Below are 21,555 nucleotides of genomic sequence, written 5' to 3'. Positions count from 1 at the left end.
GAACCGGACGAACCCGATCCGACAGCCGGCCGCCGGGGTGGGGGTGGCCACCCCCACCCCGGCTCCGCATCCTACGCGGCAAACCAACTCTACGTCATTCCACTAAGACGAGGGCGAACGGGAGGAATACGTGACACACGTTCCAACTCCCCCGTCACCCCGGACTTGTTCCGGGGTCCACTCCGCGGCGGGGCGAACGGCTCGTAATCAAAGCGATACGCCCGCGGGACCGTGGACCCCGGAACAAGTCCGGGGTGACGCAGGGAGTTGGAAACGGATTGGTGCCCCCAAAGACCGACGCGCCCTCTGGCCCATTCCCCCGGTCCCCTGTAACCGTGCCCCCCGTGAGGATCGCGATCATCGACACCAGCACGACGCGCGCGGCGATCATCTCCGATGGCCTGCGCGAGGCCGGGCTCGACGATCTCGCCGTCATCGATCCCGCCGGCCCCCTCGTCGCCCAGATCGAGGCGTGCGCGCCGCAGGTGGTGCTCATCAACCTCGAGAACCCCAGCCGTGATCTGCTCGAGGATTTCTTCGCGATGTCGCGCGCGCTCGACCGGCCGATCGCGATGTTCGTCGACCAGTCCGAACCCGAAAGCACGATGGCCGCGGTCGACGCCGGCGTCTCCGCCTATGTCGTCGACGGCCTCGCCAAGCAGCGGATCAAGCCGGTGCTCGACCTCGCGGTGCGCCGCTTCCAGGCGTTCTCGCGGCTGCAGAGCGAACTCGCCGAGGCGAAGAGCGCGCTCGCCGACCGCCAGACGATCGACCGCGCCAAGGCGATCCTGATGAAGCGCCGGGGGCTCGACGAACCGGCCGCCTATGCGTTGCTGCGCGGCCATGCGATGCAGTCCAACCGCCGCATCGCCGAGGTGGCGGAGGCGATCGTGACCAGCGACGCGTTGTTGGGAGAGTTGCCGTGAGCGCCGAGACCTTCCGCATCGGCTTCCTGCCGCTGGTCGATGCGGCGCTGCCGATCCTGGCGCACGAACTGGGCTTCGCCGCAGCGGAAGGGCTGCGGATCGAACCGGTGCGCGACCTCACCTGGGCGACGGTGCGCGACCGGCTGCTCTACGGCCATACCGATGCCGCGCATCTCGTCGCGCCGCTCGCCATCGCGACGACGCTGGGGCGCGACCGCCCGGCGGTACCGCTGGCGGTGCCGTTCGTGCTCGGGCTCAACGGCAATGCGATCACCTTTTCCACCGCGCTCGGGCAGGCGTGCGGGCTGGGCGAGACGCTGGGCGATCCCCGCACGGTCGGCGCGGCGCTGAAGGCGGTGGCCGAGGTGCGCCGGGACGCTGGCCGGCCGCTGCGCTTCGGCGTCGTCCACCGCCATTCCAGCCACAATTACATGCTGCGCTACTGGCTCGCCGGCGTCGGTATCCGGCCCGACGAGGACGTCGCGATCACCGTGACCAGCCCGCCGTTCGCCGCCGATGCGCTGGCGAGCGGCGAGATCGACGGCATCTGCGTCGGCGAGCCGTGGAATTCGATCGCGGTCGATCGCGGCGTCGGCCGCATCGCGCTGGCCAGCGCGCAGATCTGGCGGCGCGGCGTCGAGAAGGTGCTGGCGCTGACCGCGCAGACCGCGGCCGAACGCCCCGAGGCGCTCGCCGCGCTGCTGCGCGCGCTCCACGCCGCCGCCGCGCATTTCGTCGCGCCCTGCACCGCGGAGGACAGCGCCGCCATCCTCGCCCGGCCCGAGTACCTCGACGCGCCGGTCGATGCGATCCTGCGCGCGATCACCGACCGCATCCGCCTCGTGCCCGGCGGCGCACCGGTCCATTACCCCGATTTCATGTTCCAGTATCGCGAGGCCGCCAACTTCCCGTGGCGCAGCCAGGCGGCGTGGCTCTACACGCAGATGATCCGCTGGGACCGCCGCCCGTTCGACGCGGACGAGGCCGCTGCGGCGGTCGCGACCTTCCGCCCCGACCTCTACCGCGCCGCGCTCGCGGGATCGGGCGCGATCCTGCCCGGCGCCAGTTCGAAGCTGGAGGGCGCGCTCGGCGAGACCATCGCGGCGGGATCCACGCAAGGCCGCCTGATGCTCGGCAGCGACCGCTTCTTCGACGGCCGCGCCTTCGACCCCGACGACATGGCGGGCTATCTGGCGGCGCTGCCCTGAACCCTGCACCGATCGGCCGGCGTCGCGCCTTTCATGTATAATGGCAGGATTGCGATTTCCGCCTGAAACCGAACGACAGGCTGTCGGGCCGGGGCACGACGATATCGAAGCTCCATGAGCTTTGACCGTTCACCGTGACCCAGTGATCGTCGGACGATGCGTATTCGGTGTTTCCCGAATAGGAGCTATACCGGATATTGTCGCATTTCACCTGTCGCCTGCAGATGTTTTCGTAGCGAACGGTCAGCGTCGACGTGGAATTTCCGCATTTCTGCGAACAGTGCGCGATCGCTTCGACCTTGCTCTTCATGCAGGACGACGGTTCCGGATCGACGACGCTCGCGATCGGTGTCGGTGTCGGTGTCGGTGTCGGTGTCGGTGTCGGTGTCGGTGTCATGCAATCGGGCACTTCGACCCAATTGGAAACCAGTTCTTCCGCGCCGTTCTTGGCCTTCAGGCGCAGGCGAATACCTGCAGGGCCATGCGATCCGGCATTGCGCGAAATCATGAAGCCGCGGTCATCGCGCTCCACGCTCGCTATCTGCGCCGGATCGGACAATTCGTTGCTGATGTCATATTCTTCTTCGATGCTGTTGAAGGACAGCTCGTTGCCTCCCTTCGGCCGGAAACGCGCCTTGAATACGCATGCGCCCCACCCTTCGATGGCCGCGCCGAATTTGTTGATCCCGTTTTGGGTGATGCGCCAACCGACCGGCACGAATCGCTTGATCGCGGATCCTGCCACCAATCGTGCAGGATCGACGATTTCCACGACGAACCTGTCCTTTGTCTGGCGGCTTATCTTGAACGCTTCGACGGGGCTTACCTCCAGGGTGTCCTCGTCTTTCGCGCCCGCCAGGATGACCGTGAATTTCTGCCCTTGCAGCGAGGCCGGCGCATAAGGGCTCGCGGCATCGATCGTCGCGATGATCTTCGCCCAGCCTTCCGGATCGGTCGACTGTGCTGTTGCGCTGCCTACCGCCAAGATAGCAGGCACCAAAAGTACGTGCGCGATCTTCATCATCACCCCCCGGTTGATATGCGATCATGGGATTAGAGCATCTATTGTTCCCGATTCCCAGCAATGCCTGCACGTACACACAACCGCTCCCGCGGCGATGGCGGGCGGCCGCATCGCTATATGGGAAGGTCGAACCCAAATGCTGCACCCGCGAAATCCTCTTGCGTGGCCCGCGCGAATCGGGCAGCTTGTGACTCGTCCGGCAATGGCGTCGGGCACGGGATAGCAGCGCAACCTCTCCAGCGTCGGGGAGGGTTACGCTGACGGAACCGGGCATCGGCCCGGCATCCGTATAGAGGCAACGAAGCCGCCAGAACGTGATCCCGCGAGGGTCGCCGTTCTGGCGGCTTTTTCGTTTTTTCCGGCCCTTCGCGGCCGAAACGGGGGAACAGGCGATGGCGACGGCACTCTGGGACGACACGCGCGAACCGGCGAAGGGCGGGTTCTGGGCGAGCGGGCATACGCCGACGCTGGTCGCCGCCTTCCTCTATTTCGACCTCGCCTTCATGGTGTGGGTGCTGCTCGGGCCGCTCGCGCCCGATATCGCGAAGGCGCTGTTGCTGACGCCTGCGCAGAAAGGGCTGATGGTCGCGGTGCCGACGCTGGCGGGGGCGCTGCTGCGCGTCGTCAACGGCCTGCTCGTCGACCGGATCGGGCCGAAGCGTTCGGGCGCGATCAGCCAGATCATCGTCATCGCCGGGCTGTTTTCCGCTTGGAGCCTGGGGGTCACCAGCTTCGCGGGCACGCTGGCGCTGGGCGTCATCCTTGGCTTTGCCGGCGCGTCGTTCGCGATCGCGCTGCCGCTCGCCAGCCGCTGGTATCCGCCCGAGCATCAGGGCAAGGCGATGGGCCTCGCCGGCATGGGCAATTCGGGCACGGTGCTCGCCGCGCTGTTCGCGCCGGCGCTGGCCAGGGCGTTCGGCTGGAACGCGGTGCTCGGCCTCGCGTGCGTGCCGCTCACGCTCGTCTTCATGGTCTATATGGCGCTGGCGAAGGACCCGCCGGGCGCACCGGCGCCGCGCAGCTTCGCCGAATATCTGTCGCCGCTGCGGCAGGCGGACGCCTGGTGGCTGATGGGCTTCTACGCCGTCACCTTCGGCGGGTTCGTCGGGCTTGCCGCCAGCCTGCCGATCTATTTCACCGATCGCTTCGGCCTGACGCCGGTGCAGGCGGGTTACGCCACCGCGGCGTGTGTGTTCGCCGGATCGCTGGTGCGGCCGATGGGTGGCGCGCTCGCCGATGGAATCGGCGGGGTGAAGGCGCTGACCGCGGTGTTCGCCGCCGCGGCGCTGGCGCTGGTCGGCGTGGCGCTGGCGGGCGGGTTCGTGCCGGCGCTGGCGCTGTTCGTCTGCGCGATGCTGGCGCTCGGCACGGGCAATGGCGCGGTGTTCCAGCTGGTGCCGCAGCGCTTCGCCGCAGAGATCGGCGTGATGACCGGCCTCGTCGGCATGGCCGGCGGGATCGGCGGCTTTTACCTCGCCTCGTCGCTGGGGCTCGCCAAGCAATATGCCGGCAGCTTCGCGCCCGGCTTCCTGATCTTCGCAGGCCTTGCACTGGTGGCCCTGATTGGCTTGCAGGCGGTCAAGCCCCGGTGGCGTGCCAATTGGGGCACGGCCGCGGGCGTCAGGATCTGATCGTCATGCGTCTCGCCCCCTTCGCCCTCCTGTCCCTCTGCGCCGCGCCCGCCGCCGCGCAGACGGTGACCCCGCTCGCCGAGGCCCGGCTGCGCTACGAGCATGTCGAACAGGACGGCCTGCCGCAGGACAGCGATGCGGTGACGGTGCGGGTGCGCACCGGCGTCCAGGCGGCGATGGGGCGGTTCTCGGCGCTGGTGCAGGCGCAGGGCAATCTGGCGATCCTGCCCGACTATTTCGACGGGCTGCACGGGCCCGCCACGCTGCGGCCGCTGGTCGCAGACCCGCAGAATATCGCGATCTACCGCGCGCAGCTGCGCTATGCCGCGCCCGGCGTCGCGCTGACCGCGGGGCGGCAGACGATCGTGCTCGACGACGAGCGCTTCGTCGGCACCGCCGGGATGCGCAACAACAGCCAGAGCTTCGACGCGGTGCGCGCCGAACTGTCGCCGGTGAAGGGCATCAAGGCGGACGTCAGCTACGTCTGGTCGATCCGCACGATCAACGGCATCGACGGGCGGGCGGCGCGGCCGACCGCGATCAACGGCGACACGGTGCTGGCGAACCTCGGCTGGGCGTCGCCGATCGGCACGCTGACCGGCTTCGCCTATCTGATCGACGAGGATGCCGCCGCGGTGCAGGGCTATCGCCTGTCGAGCCAGACCTATGGCGGCCGGCTCGCCGGTGCGCGGGCGATCGGCAAGGCGAAACTCGCCTACCAGCTGAGCTACGCGCGCCAGTCGGACTATCATCGCAATCCCAACCGCTACGCCGCCGATTACTGGCTCGCCGATGTCGGCTTCGACCTCAACGGTCCCAAGCTCGGCGCCGGTTACGAGGTCCTCGGCGCCGACACGGGTCGAAATGGAGGCGTCGCGCTGACCAGCTTCCAGACGCCGCTGTCGTCGATCTTCAAGTTCCAGGGCTGGGCGGACAAATTCACCACCACTCCCGCCGACGGCATCCGCGACGCCTATGCGTCGGCCGGCTGGGGCTGGAAGCAGCTCGGCACGCTGAAGGCGGTGTCGCTGACCGCGGTCTACCACCGGTTCGAGAGCGACCGGCTGGTCCGCCATTACGGCGACGAGATCGACCTGCTCGCCAGCGCCAGGATCGGCCGGACGACCGCGAGCCTTCGCTACGCCGACTACAACGCCGACCGGCTGTTCACCGACACAAGCAAATTATGGCTCCAACTGGACTGGTCCCTATGAAGCATGAACCGATCCCGCGACCCGCAGGCGACACCCGCGACCATCTGATCGTGATCGGCAACGGCATGGCCGGGTGCCGCGCGGTCGAGGAACTGCTGGCGCGCGACCCGGCCCGCTATCGCGTGACGATCTTCGGCGCGGAGCCTTTGGTCAATTACAACCGGATCATGCTGTCGCCGGTGCTGGCGGGCGAGAAGACGTTCGACGAGATCGTCATCAACGGCCGCGACTGGTATGACGGCAACGGGATCACCCTGGTCAGCGGCGATCCCATCATCGCGATCGATCGCGATGCCCGCACCGTCACCGCGCGCAGCGGCATCGTCATGGGCTACGACCGGCTGCTGATCGCGACCGGTTCCGATCCGTTCATCATCCCGGTGCCGGGCAAGGACCTGCCCGGCGTCATCAGCTTCCGCGACATGAAGGACGTCGAGCACATGCTCGCCGCCGCGAACCGGGGTGGCAGCGCGGTGGTGATCGGCGGCGGGTTGCTCGGGTTGGAGGCGGCGCACGGCCTCTCCCTGCGCGGCATGAAGGTCACCGTGCTGCACATCATGCCGACGCTGATGGAGCGGCAGCTCGACGAGGCAGCCGGCTGGCTGCTCAAGACGGCGCTGGAGGCACGCGGCCAGACGATCCTGACCGGCGCCGACACCGCCGCGATCGTCGGCGAGCACCACGTCGAGGCGGTGCACCTGAAGGACGGCACCGTCATCCCCGCCGACCTCGTCGTGATGGCGGTCGGCATCCGTCCCTCGGTGGCGCTAGCGCGCGAGGCGGGGCTGGACGTCGGGCGCGGGATCAGGGTCGACGACCATATGGTCACCTCCGACCCCGCGGTGCTCGCGGTCGGCGAATGCGTCGAGCATGACGGCCAAGTCTACGGCCTCGTCGCGCCGCTGTGGGACATGTGCCGCGCGCTCGCCGACGGCCTCACCGACGCGCCCAGCGGCTACCGCCCCGCTGCGACCTCGACCAAATTGAAGGTCGCCGGTCTCGACGTCTTCTCCGCCGGCGATTTCTCCGGCGGTGACGGCGCCGAGGACATCGTGCTGCGCGACGCCAGCCGCGGCATCTACAAGCGCCTCGTGGTGAAGGACGACCGCATCGTCGGCGCGGTCCTCTACGGCGACACCGCCGATGGCGGCTGGTATTTTGACCTGCTGCGCCGGGGCGACAGCGTCGCCGCCATCCGCGACGCGCTGATCTTCGGCCAGGCCTTCGCCTCGGGAGGAGGCGTCGCGGACCCTAAGGCGGCCGTTGCGGCGCTCTCCGACACGGCGGAGATCTGCGGCTGCAACGGCGTCACCAAGGGACAAATCGTCTCGTGCATCGCCAAGGGCGCGCACAGCCTCGATACCGTCCGCGCGACGTGCAAGGCGTCGGCAAGCTGCGGCTCATGCACCGGCCTCGTCGAGACGCTGCTCGCATTGACGCTCGGCGACGAGGTCGAGGCGGGGCCGAAAACGATGTGCAAATGCACCAGCTTCGGCCACGACGACGTCCGCCGCGAGATCGTCGCGCAGGGGATGCGATCGATCCCCGAGGTGATGCAGCGCCTGCACTGGTCGACCCCCGACGGCTGCTCGTCATGCCGCCCCGCGCTCAATTACTACCTGCTCTGCGCGCTGCCCGGCGAATACGTCGACGACCAGCAGAGCCGCTTCGTCAACGAACGGCTCCACGCCAACATCCAGAAGGACGGCACCTATTCGGTCGTCCCGCGCATGTGGGGCGGCCTCACTTCCCCGAAGGAACTGCGCGCGATCGCCGACGTCGTCGAGAAGTTCGACGCGCCGATGGTCAAGGTCACCGGCGGCCAGCGGCTCGACATCTTCGGGATCAGGAAGGAGGACCTGCCCGCGGTCTGGGCCGACCTCAACGCCGCCGGGATGGTCAGCGGCCACGCCTATGGCAAATCGTTGCGGACGGTGAAGACCTGCGTCGGGTCCGAATGGTGCCGCTTCGGCACGCAGGATTCGACCGGATTGGGCGTCAGGATCGAACGCGCGACCTGGGGCAGCTGGATGCCGCACAAGTTCAAGATCGCGGTCAGCGGCTGCCCGCGCAACTGCGCCGAGGCGACGATCAAGGACTTCGGCATCGTCTGCGTCGATTCCGGCTATGAGCTGCACGTCGGCGGCAACGGCGGGATCAAGGTCCGCGTCACCGACCTGCTCTGCAAGGTCGCTACCGAAGCCGAGGCGATGGAGATGTGCGCCGCTTTCATCCAACTGTACCGCGAGGAGGCGCGCTACCTCGAACGCACCGCGCCATGGATCGAACGCGTCGGCCTCGCCTACGTCCAGTCGCGGCTGCTCCCCGATGTGCAGGCACGCGCCGACCTCGCCGCCCGCTTCGTATATTCGCAGAGCTTCTCGCAGGACGATCCCTGGGCGGCGCGCGTCGCCGGGGCGGAACGCGAACATCATGCGCCGATGGCGCGCTTCCAGCCCGTGGGGGAAATGGCATGATCGGCGAATGGCTCGACATCGGCTGGGCCGACGAGATCCCGGTGCGCGGCAGCCGCACGGTGCGGGTCGAGGGCGGCGACGACATCGCCGTCTTCCGCACCGGCGAGGGCAAGGTCTTCGCGCTGCTCGACCGCTGTCCGCACAAGCATGGGCGCTTGAGCCAGGGCATCGTCCACGGCGGCGCGGTGGCCTGCCCGCTGCACAATTGGCGGATTTCGCTGAGCACCGGCGAGGCGCTCGGCGAGGACAAGGGGTGCACGCCGGTCGTGCCGGTGAAGGTGAGCGGCGGACGCGTCCTCATCTGCCGGGCGAGCACGCTGAAGGCAGCAGCATGAAAGCCCTCTCCCCTCCGGGGAGAGGGTTTGGGAGAGGGGCCGGTGTCTCACCGAGACCGCCCTCTCTGCGAGACCCCTGCCCCTCTCCCAACCCTCTCCCCAGGGGGGAGAGGGCTCAATGATCCTCACCACCTGCGCCTATTGCGGCGTCGGCTGCGGCATCCGCGCCACCGTCACCGGCGAGCGGCAGGTCCGCATCGAGGGCGACCCCGACCACCCCGCCAACCGCGGACGCCTCTGCTCGAAAGGCACGCATCTCGGCGAAACCGTCAGCCTCGACGGCCGCCTTCTCCACCCCATGATCGGCCGCAAGCGCGCATCGTGGGACAAGGCGCTCGACCTCGTCGCGCGCAAATTCCGCGACGCGATCGCCACCCACGGCCCCGACAGCGTCGCCTTTTACGTCTCGGGACAGTTGCTCACCGAGGATTATTACGTCGCCAACAAGCTGATGAAGGGCTTCATCGGCTCCGCCAACATCGACACCAATTCGCGGCTGTGCATGTCCAGCGCGGTCGCCGGCCATATGCGCGCGTTCGGCGAAGACGTCGTGCCCGCGAACTACGACGACATCGACGCCGCCGACCTGATCGTGCTGGTCGGATCGAACACCGCCTGGTGCCACCCGATCGTCTACCAGCGCATCCGTGCGCGGTGCGAGGCGGGCGCGAAGCTGGTGGTGATCGATCCGCGCCGCACCGAGACCGCGGAGGAGGCCGACCTCCACCTGCCGCTGCGCCCCGGCAGCGACGTCGCGCTGATGAACGGCGCGCTCGCCTGGTGCCGCGACGTGGGCGTGCTCGACGCGGGCTTCGTCGCGGATCACGTTGCCGTACCCGACGGCTTCTGGGATGCGATCGGCGAGGGTAGCGACCTGTGGTCGGTCGCGCGCACCTGCGACCTGCCCGTCGCCGACCTCAAGCGCTTCTACGAGCTGTTCGCCGCCACCCCGCGCACCGTCACGCTGTTCAGCCAGGGGGTCAACCAGTCGCTCGCCGGCACCGATCAGGTCAACGCGATCCTCAACCTGCATCTCGCCACCGGCCGGATCGGCAAGCCGGGCGCCGCGCCCTTCTCGATCACCGGCCAGCCCAATGCGATGGGCGGGCGCGAGGTCGGCGGACTCGCCTCGACGCTCGCCGCGCACATGGACTTCGCGCCCGGCAACCGTGAACGGGTGCAGCGCTTCTGGGCCTCCCCTACCATAGCCCCGAAGCCCGGCCTCAAGGCGGTCGACCTGTTCCGCGCCGTCGATGAGGGGCGGATCAAGGCGCTGTGGATCATGGCGACCAACCCCGCGGTATCGATGCCCGACGCCGGCCGGGTGCGCGACGCGCTCGCCGGCTGTCCGTTCGTCGTCGTCAGCGACGTGATCGCCGATACCGACACCTCGGCGCACGCGCACGTCCGCCTGCCCGCCGCGGCGTGGGGCGAGAAGGACGGCACCGTCACCAATTCCGACCGCACGATCAGCCGCCAGCGCGCGCTGTTCCCGCGGCCCGGCGAGGCGCAGCCCGACTGGTGGATCGTCAAGGAGGTCGGCCGGCGGATGGGGTGGAAGACCGCCTTCGCCTACGATCGCCCTGCCGAGATCTGGCGCGAGCATGCGCGCCTGTCGACCTATCAGAACGACGGAAAGCGCCTGTTCGCGCTGCCCGGTCAGGCGAGCGGCGGCAACGCGCGTTATGAGGCAATGCAGCCGTTCCGCTGGGGCGGCACGCCCTTCGCCGATGGCCGCTTCCCGACGCCCGACGGCCGCGCGCGGCTGGTGCCGGTCGTGCAGAAGCCGCTCGCCGCCCCGCTCAGGGACTGGCCGATGACGCTCAACACCGGCCGCTATCGCGACCAGTGGCACAGCATGACGCGCACCGGCCTCGCCCCCAAACTCGCCCGCCATCGCGAGGAGCCGCTGGTCGAGGTCCATCCCGCCGACGCCGACCGGCTCGGCATCGCCGACGGCGGCCTTGCCCGCGTCGCCACGCCGCAGGGTGACAGCCTGTACCGGGTGAGCGTCAGCGCCGGCCAGCGCCCGGGCGAGCTGTTCGTGCCGATCCACTGGACCGACCGCACGTCGTCTGGCGGCCGCACCGGCCTGCTGCCGCGCCCGCTCGCCGACCCGATCTCCGGCCAGCCGGGGTTCAAGATGACGCCGGCGCGGATCGCGGCGGTGGCGACGCGCTGGCGCGGCTTCCTGATCGTCGCGGGCGAGCCGCCGCGCCGCCCCGACTGCCTGTGGGCGACGCGCGTCGCGGTGCCCGCGGGGACGCTGTGGGAACTCGCCGGCGACGGCGATGCCGGACTTCTCGACGCGGTGCTGCCGGCGGGCGAGCGGATCGAGGCGATCGACCGCGCGCGCGGCACGCGCCGCATCGCGGTGATCGCCGGCGGGCGGCTGGTCGCGGCGCTGTTCGTCACGGAAAGCGGCGAACTGCCGGCGCGCGACTGGCTGATCGCGCAACTGTCGGAGGCGCAGGCTGCCCCCACCGTTCTCGCCGGCCGCGCGCCGGGCGCGACGATCGACCGCGGCGCGATCGTCTGCGCCTGCTTCGACCTCGGCGTCAGGACGATCCTCGCCGCGATCCGCGACCGGCACCTCGCCGACGTCGCCGCGATCGGCGCGGCGATCGGCGCCGGCACCAATTGCGGCTCGTGCCGCCCCGCCCTCGCCCGCCTCGTCGCGCAGGAGACGACCGATGCAGCCTGATTTTCCCGCCGGTTCGGTCTGGCTCGCCGGCGCCGGCCCCGGCGATCCCGAGCTGCTGACGCGCAAGGCCGAACGGCTGATCGCGACCGCCGACGTCGTCTTCCACGATGCATTGGTCGGATCGGGCGTACTCGACCTGATCCCGCCCGGCACGCAGCGCGTCTCCGTCGGCAAGCGATCGGGCCGCCATTCCAAGGATCAGGCGACGATCGACACGCTGATCGTCGCCGCGGCCCTCGCGGGCCAACGCGTGCTGCGGCTGAAGGGCGGCGACCCGTCGATCTTCGGCCGCTCGACCGAAGAGATCGACGCCTGCCGCGCCGCGGGCGTCCCCGTCCGCGTCTGCCCCGGCATCACCGCCGCCAGCGCCGCCGCCGCCTCGGGCGCGACCTCGCTGACGTTGCGTGGCCTCGCGCGCCGCCTCACCTTCGTCACCGCGCATGCGCGGGGCGACGAGCCTCTCGATCTCGACTGGCCGGGGCTCGCCGCGGCGGACACGACGCTCGCCGTCTATATGGGCCGCGCCGCCGCCGGCCCGGCCGCCGCCAACCTGATCGCCGCCGGGATGGCGCCCGACACGCCGGTGATGGTCGCGGTCAACGTCTCGCTGCCGACCGAGCGGCTGATCCGCGGCCGGCTCGACGCGCTCGCCTTCCTCGTCGCGGCGATCGGCGAGCGCGATCCGGCGCTGCTGCTGATCGGCGAGGCGGTCGGCCAGCGGCCGTCGATCGGCGCGCCCGAACGCCGCAGGGACGTGCGATCCGCCGCCTATCGCACGCACGCATGTTGACTTGCGTGGCAAGTTCGGCCTTGCTCCCGCTGTGCCGAAAGACGCCAAGGATCATAAGGGGGAGGACGGGGAAGCGCCGCAGCGGACGCGTAACCCGGGACGCCGGCTTCGCGGCGCGGTCGCCAACAATCTGGGAATCGCGATCCTGTCGGGCCGCTATGCTCCCGGCGACGTGCTGTCGGGCGAGATCGCCGCGGCCGAGGCGCTCGACGTTTCGCGCGGCGCCTATCGCGAGGCGGTGCAGGTCCTGACCGCCAAGGGGCTGGTCGAAAGCCGCCCCAAGACCGGCACGCACGTGCTGCCGCGCGAACGCTGGAACCTGCTCGATCCCGACGTGCTCGCCTGGGCCTTCGCCGGCGAACCCGATCCGCGGCTGGTACGCAGCCTGTTCGAGCTCAGGCTGGTGATCGAGCCCGCCGCCGCCGCCTTCGCCGCCGAACGCCGCACCCGCACCGATATCAAACGGATGGGCGAGGCGCTGAAGACGATGCGCCATCATTCGCTGGCGACGGCCGAGGGGCGCTCCGCCGACCGCGATTTCCACGATGCGTTGCTGCATGCGACCGACAATGACGCGATGATCGTGCTGGGATCGTCGATCGGCGCCGCCGTCGCCTGGACCACCCAGTTCAAGCAGCGCACCCGCGCCCTGCCCCGCGATCCGATCCCCGACCATGCCCGCGTCTATGACGCGGTGGTCGCGCGCGACGTCGCCGGCGCGAGCGCGGCGATGCGGCTGCTGGTCGAACAGGCGCTCGCCGACACGCGCGGGGCGATGCCCGCGGCAGAATGACCTACCGCTCGCCGGCCAGATAGGCGGCGAGCCGCGCCGGCGTTTCGGGCGGAACATGCAGGCCCAGCTTGCTGCGGCGATACAGGATGTCCTCCGCGGTACGCGCCCATTCGACGGCAACGAGATAGTCGACCTCGCGCGCGGTCAGGCCGCCGCCGAAATCCTCGCCCGGATCGCCGTCGAGGATGGCGTGGATCTTGGTGCCATAAGCCCGCGCGAGGCGGCGGAGCCGTTCGGCCGGCACGTCCGCGTAACCTGCGATCAGGCCCGACAGGAAACGTTCGAAATCGCCCCCGGGCAGGTCGCCACCGGGCAGCACCGCCCCCGCGGTCCACGCCGGCGCCAACGCGGGCAACACCGCCGCGAGCTGGGCCAGCGCATGTTCGGCGAGCTTGCGATAGGTGGTGATCTTGCCGCCGAAGATGCTGAGCATCGCCGCCTGCCCCGCCGGCGCGTCGAGATCGAGCACGTAATCGCGCGTCACCGCCGCGGCCTTGCCGGCATGGTCGTCGTGCAGCGGCCGGATGCCGGCATAGCTCCACGCGATGTCGTCGCGCGTCACGCCCCGCGTGAAATAGCGGTTGACGGTGGCGATCAGATAATCGGTCTCGGCGTCGCTGATCGTCGCCTTGCCCGGCGCCCCCTCCCACGGCTGGTCGGTGGTACCGACCAGCGTGAAGCGCCCTTCGTACGGGATGGCGAAGACGATGCGGCGGTCGTCGTTCTGCAGCATCAGCGCGTGGTCGCCCGCGTACAGTCGCGGCACGACGATATGGCTGCCCTTAACCAGCCGCACCGCACTGTCGCCGTGCGCACCGGTGGTGCGGCCGAGCACGTCGTCGACCCACGGACCCGCCGCATTGACCAGCACGCGCGCTGTCACCTCGCGGGTCCCAGCGTCGTCGGCGAGCGTCGCCTGCCACAGCGCACCATCGCGGCGTGCGGCGGTGAGCCGGGTACGCGTCGCGATCGTCGCGCCGCGGTTCGCGGCATCGCGCGCGTTGAGCACGACCAGCCGGCTGTCCTCGACCCAGCAGTCCGAATAGACGAAGCCCTTGCCATGACGGTCGGCGAGGCCGTCGCCATAAGCAGAGGCATCGAGCGCGATCGTCTGCGTCGGCGGCAACCGCTTGCGGCCGCCGAGATGGTCGTAGAGGAACAGCCCCAGCCGCACCATCCACGCCGGCCGCGGCGAATGCGTCTGCGGCAGCACGAAACGCAGCGGCCAGATGATGTGCGGCGCCATGCCCCACAGTCGCTCGCGCTCGATCAGCGCCTCGCGCACCAGCCGGAACTCGCCATATTCCAGGTAGCGCAGCCCGCCGTGGATCAGCTTGGTCGACGCCGACGAGGTATGGCCGGCGAGATCGTCCTGCTCGACCAGCAGCACGCTGAGCCCGCGCCCGGCCGCATCGCGCGCGATCCCGGCACCGTTGATGCCGCCGCCGACGATCAGCAGGTCATAGGGGGGCAGCAGGTCATGAGGTTGATGCGAGGCCATGCCGCGCCCTTGTGCCGCAAGCGGGGGGCGGGCGACAAGCCTTGACCCTCCCGTCACGGAACGACACTCCTCGTGCGAGGAGAGGATGCATGGCCAAGCATATTCTGGCGATCGATCAGGGGACGACCTCGACACGCGCCATCGTCTTCGACGACCGCGCGCGGCGCGTCGCGGTCGCGCAGGCCGAGTTCGCACAGCATTATCCTGCGCCCGGCTGGGTCGAGCACGATCCCGAGGACATCTGGCGCGACGTGCTGGCGACGGCACGCGAGGCGATCGCGCGCAGCGGCGTCGCCCCGCGCAACATCGCCGGCATCGGAATCACCAACCAGCGCGAGACGACGCTCGTCTGGGACCGCGCGACCGGCGAGCCGATCCACCGCGCGATCGTCTGGCAGGACCGGCGCACCGCCGACCGCTGCGCCGAACTGCGCCGCGCCGGCGCGGAGGACGAGGTGCGCGAGCGGACCGGGCTGCTGCTCGACCCCTATTTCTCCGGCACCAAGATCGCGTGGCTGCTCGACCACGTCGACGGCGCCCGCGCGCGCGCCGAACGCGGCGAGCTCGCCTTCGGGACGATCGACAGCTTCCTGCTGTGGCGGCTGACCGACGGCGCGGTGCATGCCACCGACGTCACCAACGCCTCGCGCACTTTGCTGTGGAACATCCGCGACGGGTGCTGGGACGCGACGATGGGCGAGCTGCTCGGCGTGCCGATGGCGATGCTGCCCGAGGTGCACGACAATGCCCACGTCTACGGCACCACCGCGCCCGGCCTGTTCGACGCGTCGATCCCGATCGCGGGCATCGCCGGCGACCAGCAGGCGGCGCTGTTCGGCCAGGCCTGCTTCGCGCGCGGCATGACCAAATCGACCTACGGCACCGGCTGCTTCATGCTGCTCAACACCGGCGCGGAGGCGATCCGGTCGGAGCATCGGCTGCTCACCACCCCCGCCTATCGGCTGGACGGCGCGACGACCTATGCGCTGGAGGGATCGATCTTCGTCGCGGGCGCGGCGGTGAAGTGGCTGCGCGACGGCATCGGCGTCATCACCAACGCGCGCGATACCGACGACATGGCGACGCAGGTCCCCGACAACCACGGCGTCTACATGGTCCCCGCCTTCGTCGGGCTGGGCGCGCCGCATTGGGATGCGGAGGCGCGCGCGGCGATCTTCGGGCTGACATTGGGCGCGACGCAGGCGCATCTGGCGCGGGCGGCGCTGGAGGCGGTGGGCTACCAGACGCTCGACCTGGTCGAGGCGATGGTCGCCGACGGCGGCGGCCACCCCGCGACGGTGCGCGTCGATGGCGGCATGGCGGCGAACGACTGGCTATGCGGCTTCCTCGCCGATCTGTTGCAGGTGCCGATCGAGCGCCCCGCAGACCTCGAGACGACCGCGCGCGGTGCCGCCTTCGACGCCGGGCTCGCCACCGGCATCTGGTCGGGCCTCGGCGAACTCGAAGCGCTATGGTCGCGCGAACATTGCTTCGCGCCGTCGATGCCCGACGAACGTCGCGCGACACTGGTCGCCGGCTGGCGCGACGCGCTGCGGCGGACGCTGACGACCTCCCGATAAAGCAGCATCACCCCACCTCCTCCGTTCGCCCTGAGCCTGTCGAAGAGCAGATGAGTCTCGGAGTGCTTCGCCAAGACCGGCAAGAGCGGCCTTCCAAACTCAACCTGTTCCAGCCCGGGAACGGCGCCCTGCCGCACGCGTTTCGGGTGGCCGTTCAACAGGATAAGCCCCCTTATGCGCACGCTCTCCGCCGCGGAGATCGCCACGATGGCGCCGAACACCGATCGTGCCGCACCGGTACTGGGGATCGCCGAAACCGCCGCGGCGCTGGCGAACGTGCTGGAGACAGGCGACGTGATCGTCGCCGAAACCGACGAGACGCGCGCCGCGGCGATCGCCCGCGCGCTGGCGGCGATGGCGCCGTCCGCGGACGTGCTGTTCTGCCCGGGCACCGACGCGCTGCCCGGCGACGACGCCCCCGCCTCCCCCGCCAACGTCGGCCAGCGCGTCTCGGCGTTGCGCGCGGTGCGACGATTGGTCGCCCAGCAGAAGAAGCGCGCACCGATCGCGCTCGTCACCACCGGCGAGGCACTCGCCCGCGCCTATCCGCCCCCCGCCGCCTTCGACGCCGAACCGCCGCACGTCGCCATCGGCGATCCCTGCGATCTGGGTCAGCTGTGCGAGACGCTGGTCGGCATCGGCTATATCGCCGACGAACGCGTCGACGAACCGGGCGAGGTGGCGCGCCGCGGCCAGGTGCTCGACGTCTTCCCCGCCGATGCCGACGCGCCGCTGCGCATCGAGGTCGCCGACGGCATCATCACCGCAATTCGCAGCTACGACCCCGCCGACCAGCGCGCCACCGACGACGTCGAGCGCCGCGAACTCGGCCGCGTCGCCGAACCGCCGCTCGGCGATACGCACGGCACGCTGATCGACCACCTCCCCGGCGCGCGAATCGTCGTCAGCCCCGCGGCGGACGAGCGCCGCCGCCGGCTGTTGCTGCTCGGCACCGACGCCGCCCGCCGCGGCTCGCGCCGGGCGGCACGCGAGGTGATCGACGAAAAGCGCTGGCGCGCGGCGCTGAAGGACCGCGGCATCGCCACGCTGGCGGCGGCGGGCGACACACCGCCGCGCTTCGTCGAACAGCGCGCACCGCTGCGCGCCTTCGGCAAGGCGGGCAAGGCGGCGATCGCCGCTGGGACCCGCGTCGTGCTGATCGGCAGCGATCGCGACCTGCGCTTCCTCACCCGCCGCGTCGAAAAGGCACTGGCGCTGACCGCCACCCCCGCCGCCGACTGGGCCGCGGTGCGCGATGCCGCGCCGGGATCGCTGCTGACACTCGCGCTCGCCGCCGAACGCGGCTTCCATCGCGACGGCGTGCTGGCGGTCGCTGCCGCCGACCTGATCGGCAGCCGCGCCGACCGCGACGACGGCATCGTCCAGCGCGTCGACCTGTCGCTGGTCCAGACCGCCGAGATCCGCGTCGGCGACACGGTGATCCACGAGGATCACGGCATCGGCACCGTCACCGGGCTGGAGACGCTGCCCGAAGCCGAAGGCAGCGCCGGCGGCGATGCGATCAGGCTGATCTATGCGCGCGACGCGGTGCGGCTGGTACCGGTCGCCGAGGCGGATCGGCTGTGGCGCTATGGCGCGGAGGACGATGCGGTCACGCTCGACACCTTGAACGGCAAGAGCTGGCACGAACGCCGCGCCGGCATCGACGCCGCGATCGCCGAGACCGCACGCCAGCTGACCGCGCTCGCCGCGACCCGCGCCGACCGTACCGCGCCGGTGCTCGACCCCGACCCCGCTGCCTACGAACGCTTCGCCGCGGGCTTTCCCTTCTCGGAGACCGCGGACCAGCTCGCGGCCATCGAGGCGGTGCGCAGCGACCTCGCCTCCGGGCGCCCGATGGACCGGCTGGTGATCGGCGACGTCGGCTTCGGCAAGACCGAGGTGGCGTTGCGCGCCGCGGCGGTGGCGGCATTGTCCGGCCGGCAGGTCGCGCTCGCCGCGCCGACGACGGTGCTCGCCCGCCAGCACCTCGACAGCTTCGCCGCGCGCTTCGACGGCACAGACATCGTCGTTGCCGGCCTGTCCCGCCTGTCGACCGCGGCCGAGAAGCGCCGGGTCAAGGCGGCCCTCGCCGACGGTAGCATCCATGTCGTGATCGGCACCGGCGCGGTCGCGGCGAAGGGCGTCGCCTACAAGGATCTCGCGCTCGTCATCGTCGACGAAGAGCATCGCTTCGGCGCCGCCGACAAGGCGAAGCTGCACGACCTGTCCGCCGGGCACATCCTGACGCTGTCGGCGACGCCGATCCCGCGCACGCTGCAGACCGCGCTGGTCGGCCTGCGCCAGCTGTCGATCATCGCGACGCCGCCGGCGCGGCGCCAGCCGATCCGCACCGCCGTCTCCGCCTTCGACCCCGAGCTGCTACGCGCGGCGCTGCTGCGCGAACGCGCGCGCGGCGGGCAGAGCTTCGTCGTCGTGCCGCGCATCGCCGACATGGCCCCGCTCGCCGAGCGGCTCGCGAAGCTCGTCCCCGAACTCGACCTGCTCCAGGCGCATGGGCGAATGCCCGCCGCCGAGATCGACGAGGCGATGGTGCGCTTCGGCCGCGGCGACGGCGACGTGCTGCTGGCGACCAACATCATCGAGGCGGGATTGGACGTGCCGCGCGCCAACACGATGGCCATCGTCCACGCCGACCGCTTCGGCCTCGCGCAACTCCACCAGCTGCGCGGTCGCGTCGGGCGCGGGCATCGCCGCGGACAGGTGCTGCTGTTCACCGACGCCGAACAGGCGATCGCCCCGCGCACGTTGAAGCGGCTGCGCACGCTGGAGGCGTTCGATCGCCTCGGCGCCGGCTTCGCGATCAGCGGCCGCGACCTCGACATGCGCGGCGCGGGCGATCTGCTCGGCGAGACGCAGGCGGGGCACATGAAGCTGATCGGCGTCGAATTGTACCAGCAATTGCTCGAAGGCGCGCTGCGCACCGCGCGCGGCGAGACGGTGGAGCGCTGGACACCCGAACTCAACCTCGGCGTCGAAGGGCGCCTGCCGGAGGACTGGATCCTGGACGCGGACCTGCGCATCTCGCTCTACGCCCGCCTCGCCCGGCTGCGCGACGCTGCCGATCTCGACGCGTTCGAGGACGAATTGCAGGACCGGTTCGGCGCGCTTCCCGCGGAGGCGCAATTGCTGCTCGCCATCGCCCGCATCCGCAGCCTCGCGCGCGACCGCGGCGTCGCCCGCATCGACGCCGGTCCCGCCGCCATCGCCCTGACGCCGCGCCCAGGCGCCGATGCGATCGCCGGGCTGACCGAGAAGAACGGACGCTGGATCCTCGGCGAACGGATCGACGATCCCGGCGAACGGCTCGAGCGGCTGGCTACATTGCTGGAATGACCCCGCTTGCGGTGACTGCTGCACCACCCCCCACCGTTCGCCCTGAGCCTGTCGAAGGGCCTGAGTCTCACCGCCCTTCGACAGGCTGAGCACGAATGGGTGGGGGAACAACGCCACCCGCCGTCAGCAACCGCCACCCGGTCGGCAGATAATCGGTCGACATGTAGAAATAGAAGGCACAGCTGCCGTCCGTCCGATAGCTGCCGCCCTTCAATATCCCGTAGGCGGTCGTGCCGAGAAAAACCGGACTGCCGCTGTCGCCGCCCTTGCACGTCGGCCCGGCGACCGTCGTCCATGTCGGCAGGCAGGCGCCACCGCACAGGTCGCCCGCGGGCGCGAAATCGGTCAGCTCGACCTCCGAACAGCTATACCCGGTACGCTCGCCGCGGTGGCAGACGACGTCGCCCGCCCGCGTCCCCGCCCGGCTGCGCGCATCGGTCACCGGCCGGCTGAACGCCTTGGCGGTATCCGCGAAGAACACCGGCGCGAGCTGATCGGTGGCGAGGTTGATCTGCACGTCCTGATGCCCCCAGCCCCATTGCCCGACGAAGGGCAGCGCCGCCTCGCGCCCGTCCGCGCCGCGCACGCTCAGCGCATCGGGACAATGCGCCGCGGTCGCGATGCCGGTACGCATGCCGTCGGTGACGACGAAGCCCGCGGTGCACAGGAACCGGCGCGCATCGCCCGGTATGCGGCCCATCAGCCGCATGCCGCCCGCGACCTCGTCCATGTCGAGCGCGGGCTGATCGACCACCCGCAGCCGTACCGGCACATGCGTCAGCGCGGCGAGCCGCGCACGGAGCGCCTCGGCCCCCTCGCGCGCCACGTCCCGGCCGGAGACGACCGCGACCAGCTCCCCGCTGCGCTGATCGACCCCCAACCCCGGCGGGCTGATCAAACTCGCCCGGATCGTCGCCTGATAGGCGGTGATCGCCTGGACGATCTCGACCTGCGTCGCCGCCGCACCGGGGACGAACGCCACCGCGACCGGCTCGCCGTCGAGCATCACCGTCTCGTCCGCCACGGGTGCATCGCCGGTCAGCCGCACGACGATGCGGAACGCCGGCCGATGCTCGATCGCGATCCCCGCCAGCCGGTCGCCGAAGCGCCGCGCGAGATCGTCGGTCACCGCCGCGCTCGCCGCCTGCAACCGCAACTGGCGCGCCGCCTCGTCGTCGGACACCCCCAGCCGCGCCGCGACCGCCGCCGCATCCTGCGCCAGCGCCTGCTCGCCCGATTGCAGCGCGGGCGCGGCCACCTGTGCCCCGGCACCACCTGCCGCGACCAGCGCCGTCACCACGATCAGGAATCGAAGAACCCACCCCACGCGGCTATTCTATCCCCGCCACGTAACTGCTGCCTGAACGATGGTCCCCGCCCCGATGCGCGCGCACAACAAAAAAGCCCCGGTAACCCATTGGGAAACCGAGGCTTTTGAATGGTGGGCGTGGCAAGGATTGAACTTGCGACCCCTGCGATGTCAACACAGTGCTCTACCACTGAGCTACACGCCCGCCGGAGGTGGGCCATTAGCCGGGGTTATCCGGCGTGGCAAGCGGTCAAATCGGGGGAAGCGTCAATTTAGGCCGCTCGCGCTGCCTACCTCGAACACGCGGTCGACCTCGGCGACCAGGTCGCGCAGGTGGAAGGGCTTGGACAGGACGCGCGCGTTGGGCATCTCGCGCCCCGCCTTCAGCGTCACCGCGGCGAAACCGGTGATGAACATCACGCGCAGGCCCGGCACCATCTCGGCGGCGCGGCGGGCGAGTTCGATGCCGTCCATCTCGGGCATGACGATATCGGTCAGCAGCAGGTCGAACCGCTCGGTCTCGAGCAGCGGAATCGCCGCAGTGCCGCGATCGACGGGCGAGACGGCATAGCCAGCGCGTTCGAGCGCACGCGCCAGATATTCGCGCATGACCTGATCGTCTTCGGCCAGCAGGATACGGATCATCGGCTCGTCGGTCCCTTTTCGCGTCGTCGGTGCGCCGACACCGTCATGACCGGGAGATATG

At 70.3% G+C, this 21,555-nt stretch carries 15 protein-coding genes and 1 tRNA gene; 11 read left to right on the top strand and 5 right to left on the bottom strand.

All coding sequences use genetic code 11. The features are described from left to right. Positions 1-344 precede the first annotated feature (344 nt). Together M9979_RS12960 and M9979_RS12955 are read left to right on the top strand one after the other, a co-directional pair. A complete protein-coding gene (locus M9979_RS12960) occupies positions 345-926 on the top strand; it encodes an ANTAR domain-containing response regulator (RefSeq protein ID WP_254289782.1) in 582 nt (193 codons plus the stop codon). Further along, a complete protein-coding gene (locus tag M9979_RS12955) occupies positions 923-2,134 on the top strand; it encodes an ABC transporter substrate-binding protein (protein ID WP_254289781.1) in 1,212 nt (403 codons plus the stop codon). Before M9979_RS12960 ends, M9979_RS12955 begins: the two co-directional genes overlap by 4 nt. 31 nt (positions 2,135-2,165) lie before the next feature. On the opposite strand, the gene M9979_RS12950 is transcribed toward M9979_RS12955, so the two are convergent. Beyond that, positions 2,166-3,158 carry a hypothetical protein gene (locus M9979_RS12950; protein WP_254289783.1) on the bottom strand — a complete coding sequence of 331 codons (993 nt, stop codon included), beginning with the start codon at positions 3,156-3,158 and terminating at the stop codon, positions 2,166-2,168. Positions 3,159-3,550: 392 nt separating this feature from the next. Between M9979_RS12950 and M9979_RS12945 the strand changes: the two genes are divergently transcribed. The 7 genes from M9979_RS12945 to M9979_RS12915 all read left to right on the top strand — a co-directional run bounded on the left by M9979_RS12945 (position 3,551) and on the right by M9979_RS12915 (position 13,102). Next, complete coding sequence (locus tag M9979_RS12945) at positions 3,551-4,789, top strand: nitrate/nitrite transporter (RefSeq protein WP_254289780.1); 1,239 nt, start codon at positions 3,551-3,553, stop codon at positions 4,787-4,789. A gap of 5 nt (positions 4,790-4,794) precedes the next feature. Then, complete coding sequence (locus M9979_RS12940; RefSeq protein WP_254289779.1) at positions 4,795-6,003, top strand: alginate export family protein; 1,209 nt, start codon at positions 4,795-4,797, stop codon at positions 6,001-6,003. Then, positions 6,000-8,480, top strand: a complete 2,481-nt coding sequence (gene nirB, locus M9979_RS12935; RefSeq protein ID WP_254289778.1) for a nitrite reductase large subunit NirB — start codon at positions 6,000-6,002, stop codon at positions 8,478-8,480. The genes M9979_RS12940 and nirB overlap by 4 nt, the downstream gene beginning before the upstream one ends. Then, complete coding sequence (gene nirD, locus M9979_RS12930) at positions 8,477-8,815, top strand: nitrite reductase small subunit NirD (RefSeq protein ID WP_254289777.1); 339 nt, start codon at positions 8,477-8,479, stop codon at positions 8,813-8,815. The genes nirB and nirD overlap by 4 nt, the downstream gene beginning before the upstream one ends. A gap of 118 nt (positions 8,816-8,933) precedes the next feature. Continuing rightward, positions 8,934-11,519 carry a nitrate reductase gene (locus M9979_RS12925; protein ID WP_254289776.1) on the top strand — a complete coding sequence of 862 codons (2,586 nt, stop codon included), beginning with the start codon at positions 8,934-8,936 and terminating at the stop codon, positions 11,517-11,519. Beyond that, on the top strand, positions 11,509-12,309 hold the full coding sequence (cobA, locus tag M9979_RS12920) for a uroporphyrinogen-III C-methyltransferase (protein WP_254289775.1): 801 nt from the start codon (positions 11,509-11,511) through the stop codon (positions 12,307-12,309). Before M9979_RS12925 ends, cobA begins: the two co-directional genes overlap by 11 nt. 31 nt (positions 12,310-12,340) lie before the next feature. Beyond that, positions 12,341-13,102 (top strand): FadR/GntR family transcriptional regulator, encoded by a 762-nt coding sequence (locus M9979_RS12915; RefSeq protein WP_254289774.1) that lies wholly within the window; start codon positions 12,341-12,343, stop codon positions 13,100-13,102. Position 13,103: 1 nt separating this feature from the next. On the opposite strand, the gene M9979_RS12910 is transcribed toward M9979_RS12915, so the two are convergent. Beyond that, the gene (locus M9979_RS12910) at positions 13,104-14,603 is read right to left on the bottom strand and encodes a glycerol-3-phosphate dehydrogenase (protein WP_254289773.1); all 1,500 of its coding nucleotides are present in this window, start codon (positions 14,601-14,603) and stop codon (positions 13,104-13,106) included. Between the two features lie 89 nt (positions 14,604-14,692). On the opposite strand from M9979_RS12910, the gene glpK reads away from it, so the two are divergent. Further along, positions 14,693-16,183: a glycerol kinase GlpK gene (gene glpK, locus M9979_RS12905; protein WP_254289772.1), complete on the top strand. Its 1,491-nt coding sequence runs from the start codon at positions 14,693-14,695 to the stop codon at positions 16,181-16,183. Between the two features lie 174 nt (positions 16,184-16,357). Further along, positions 16,358-19,540, top strand: a complete 3,183-nt coding sequence (locus tag M9979_RS12900; RefSeq protein WP_254289771.1) for a TRCF domain-containing protein — start codon at positions 16,358-16,360, stop codon at positions 19,538-19,540. A 67-nt stretch (positions 19,541-19,607) separates the two neighbouring features. Here M9979_RS12900 and M9979_RS12895 read toward each other — a convergent pair whose 3' ends face one another. The 3 genes from M9979_RS12895 to cpdR form a co-directional block, all read right to left on the bottom strand. Next, complete coding sequence (locus M9979_RS12895; RefSeq protein ID WP_254289770.1) at positions 19,608-20,867, bottom strand: S1 family peptidase; 1,260 nt, start codon at positions 20,865-20,867, stop codon at positions 19,608-19,610. 112 nt (positions 20,868-20,979) lie between these two features. Then, positions 20,980-21,054 (bottom strand) — tRNA-Val (locus M9979_RS12890). Between the two features lie 62 nt (positions 21,055-21,116). Then, the gene (gene cpdR / locus M9979_RS12885; protein WP_254289769.1) at positions 21,117-21,494 is read right to left on the bottom strand and encodes a cell cycle two-component system response regulator CpdR; all 378 of its coding nucleotides are present in this window, start codon (positions 21,492-21,494) and stop codon (positions 21,117-21,119) included. Between the last annotated feature and the right edge of the window lie 61 nt (positions 21,495-21,555).

The organism is Sphingomonas liriopis (genome assembly GCF_024211255.1).
GTDB lineage: Bacteria > Pseudomonadota > Alphaproteobacteria > Sphingomonadales > Sphingomonadaceae > Sphingomonas > Sphingomonas liriopis.
This window is presented reverse-complemented; position numbering and strand designations above follow the sequence as displayed.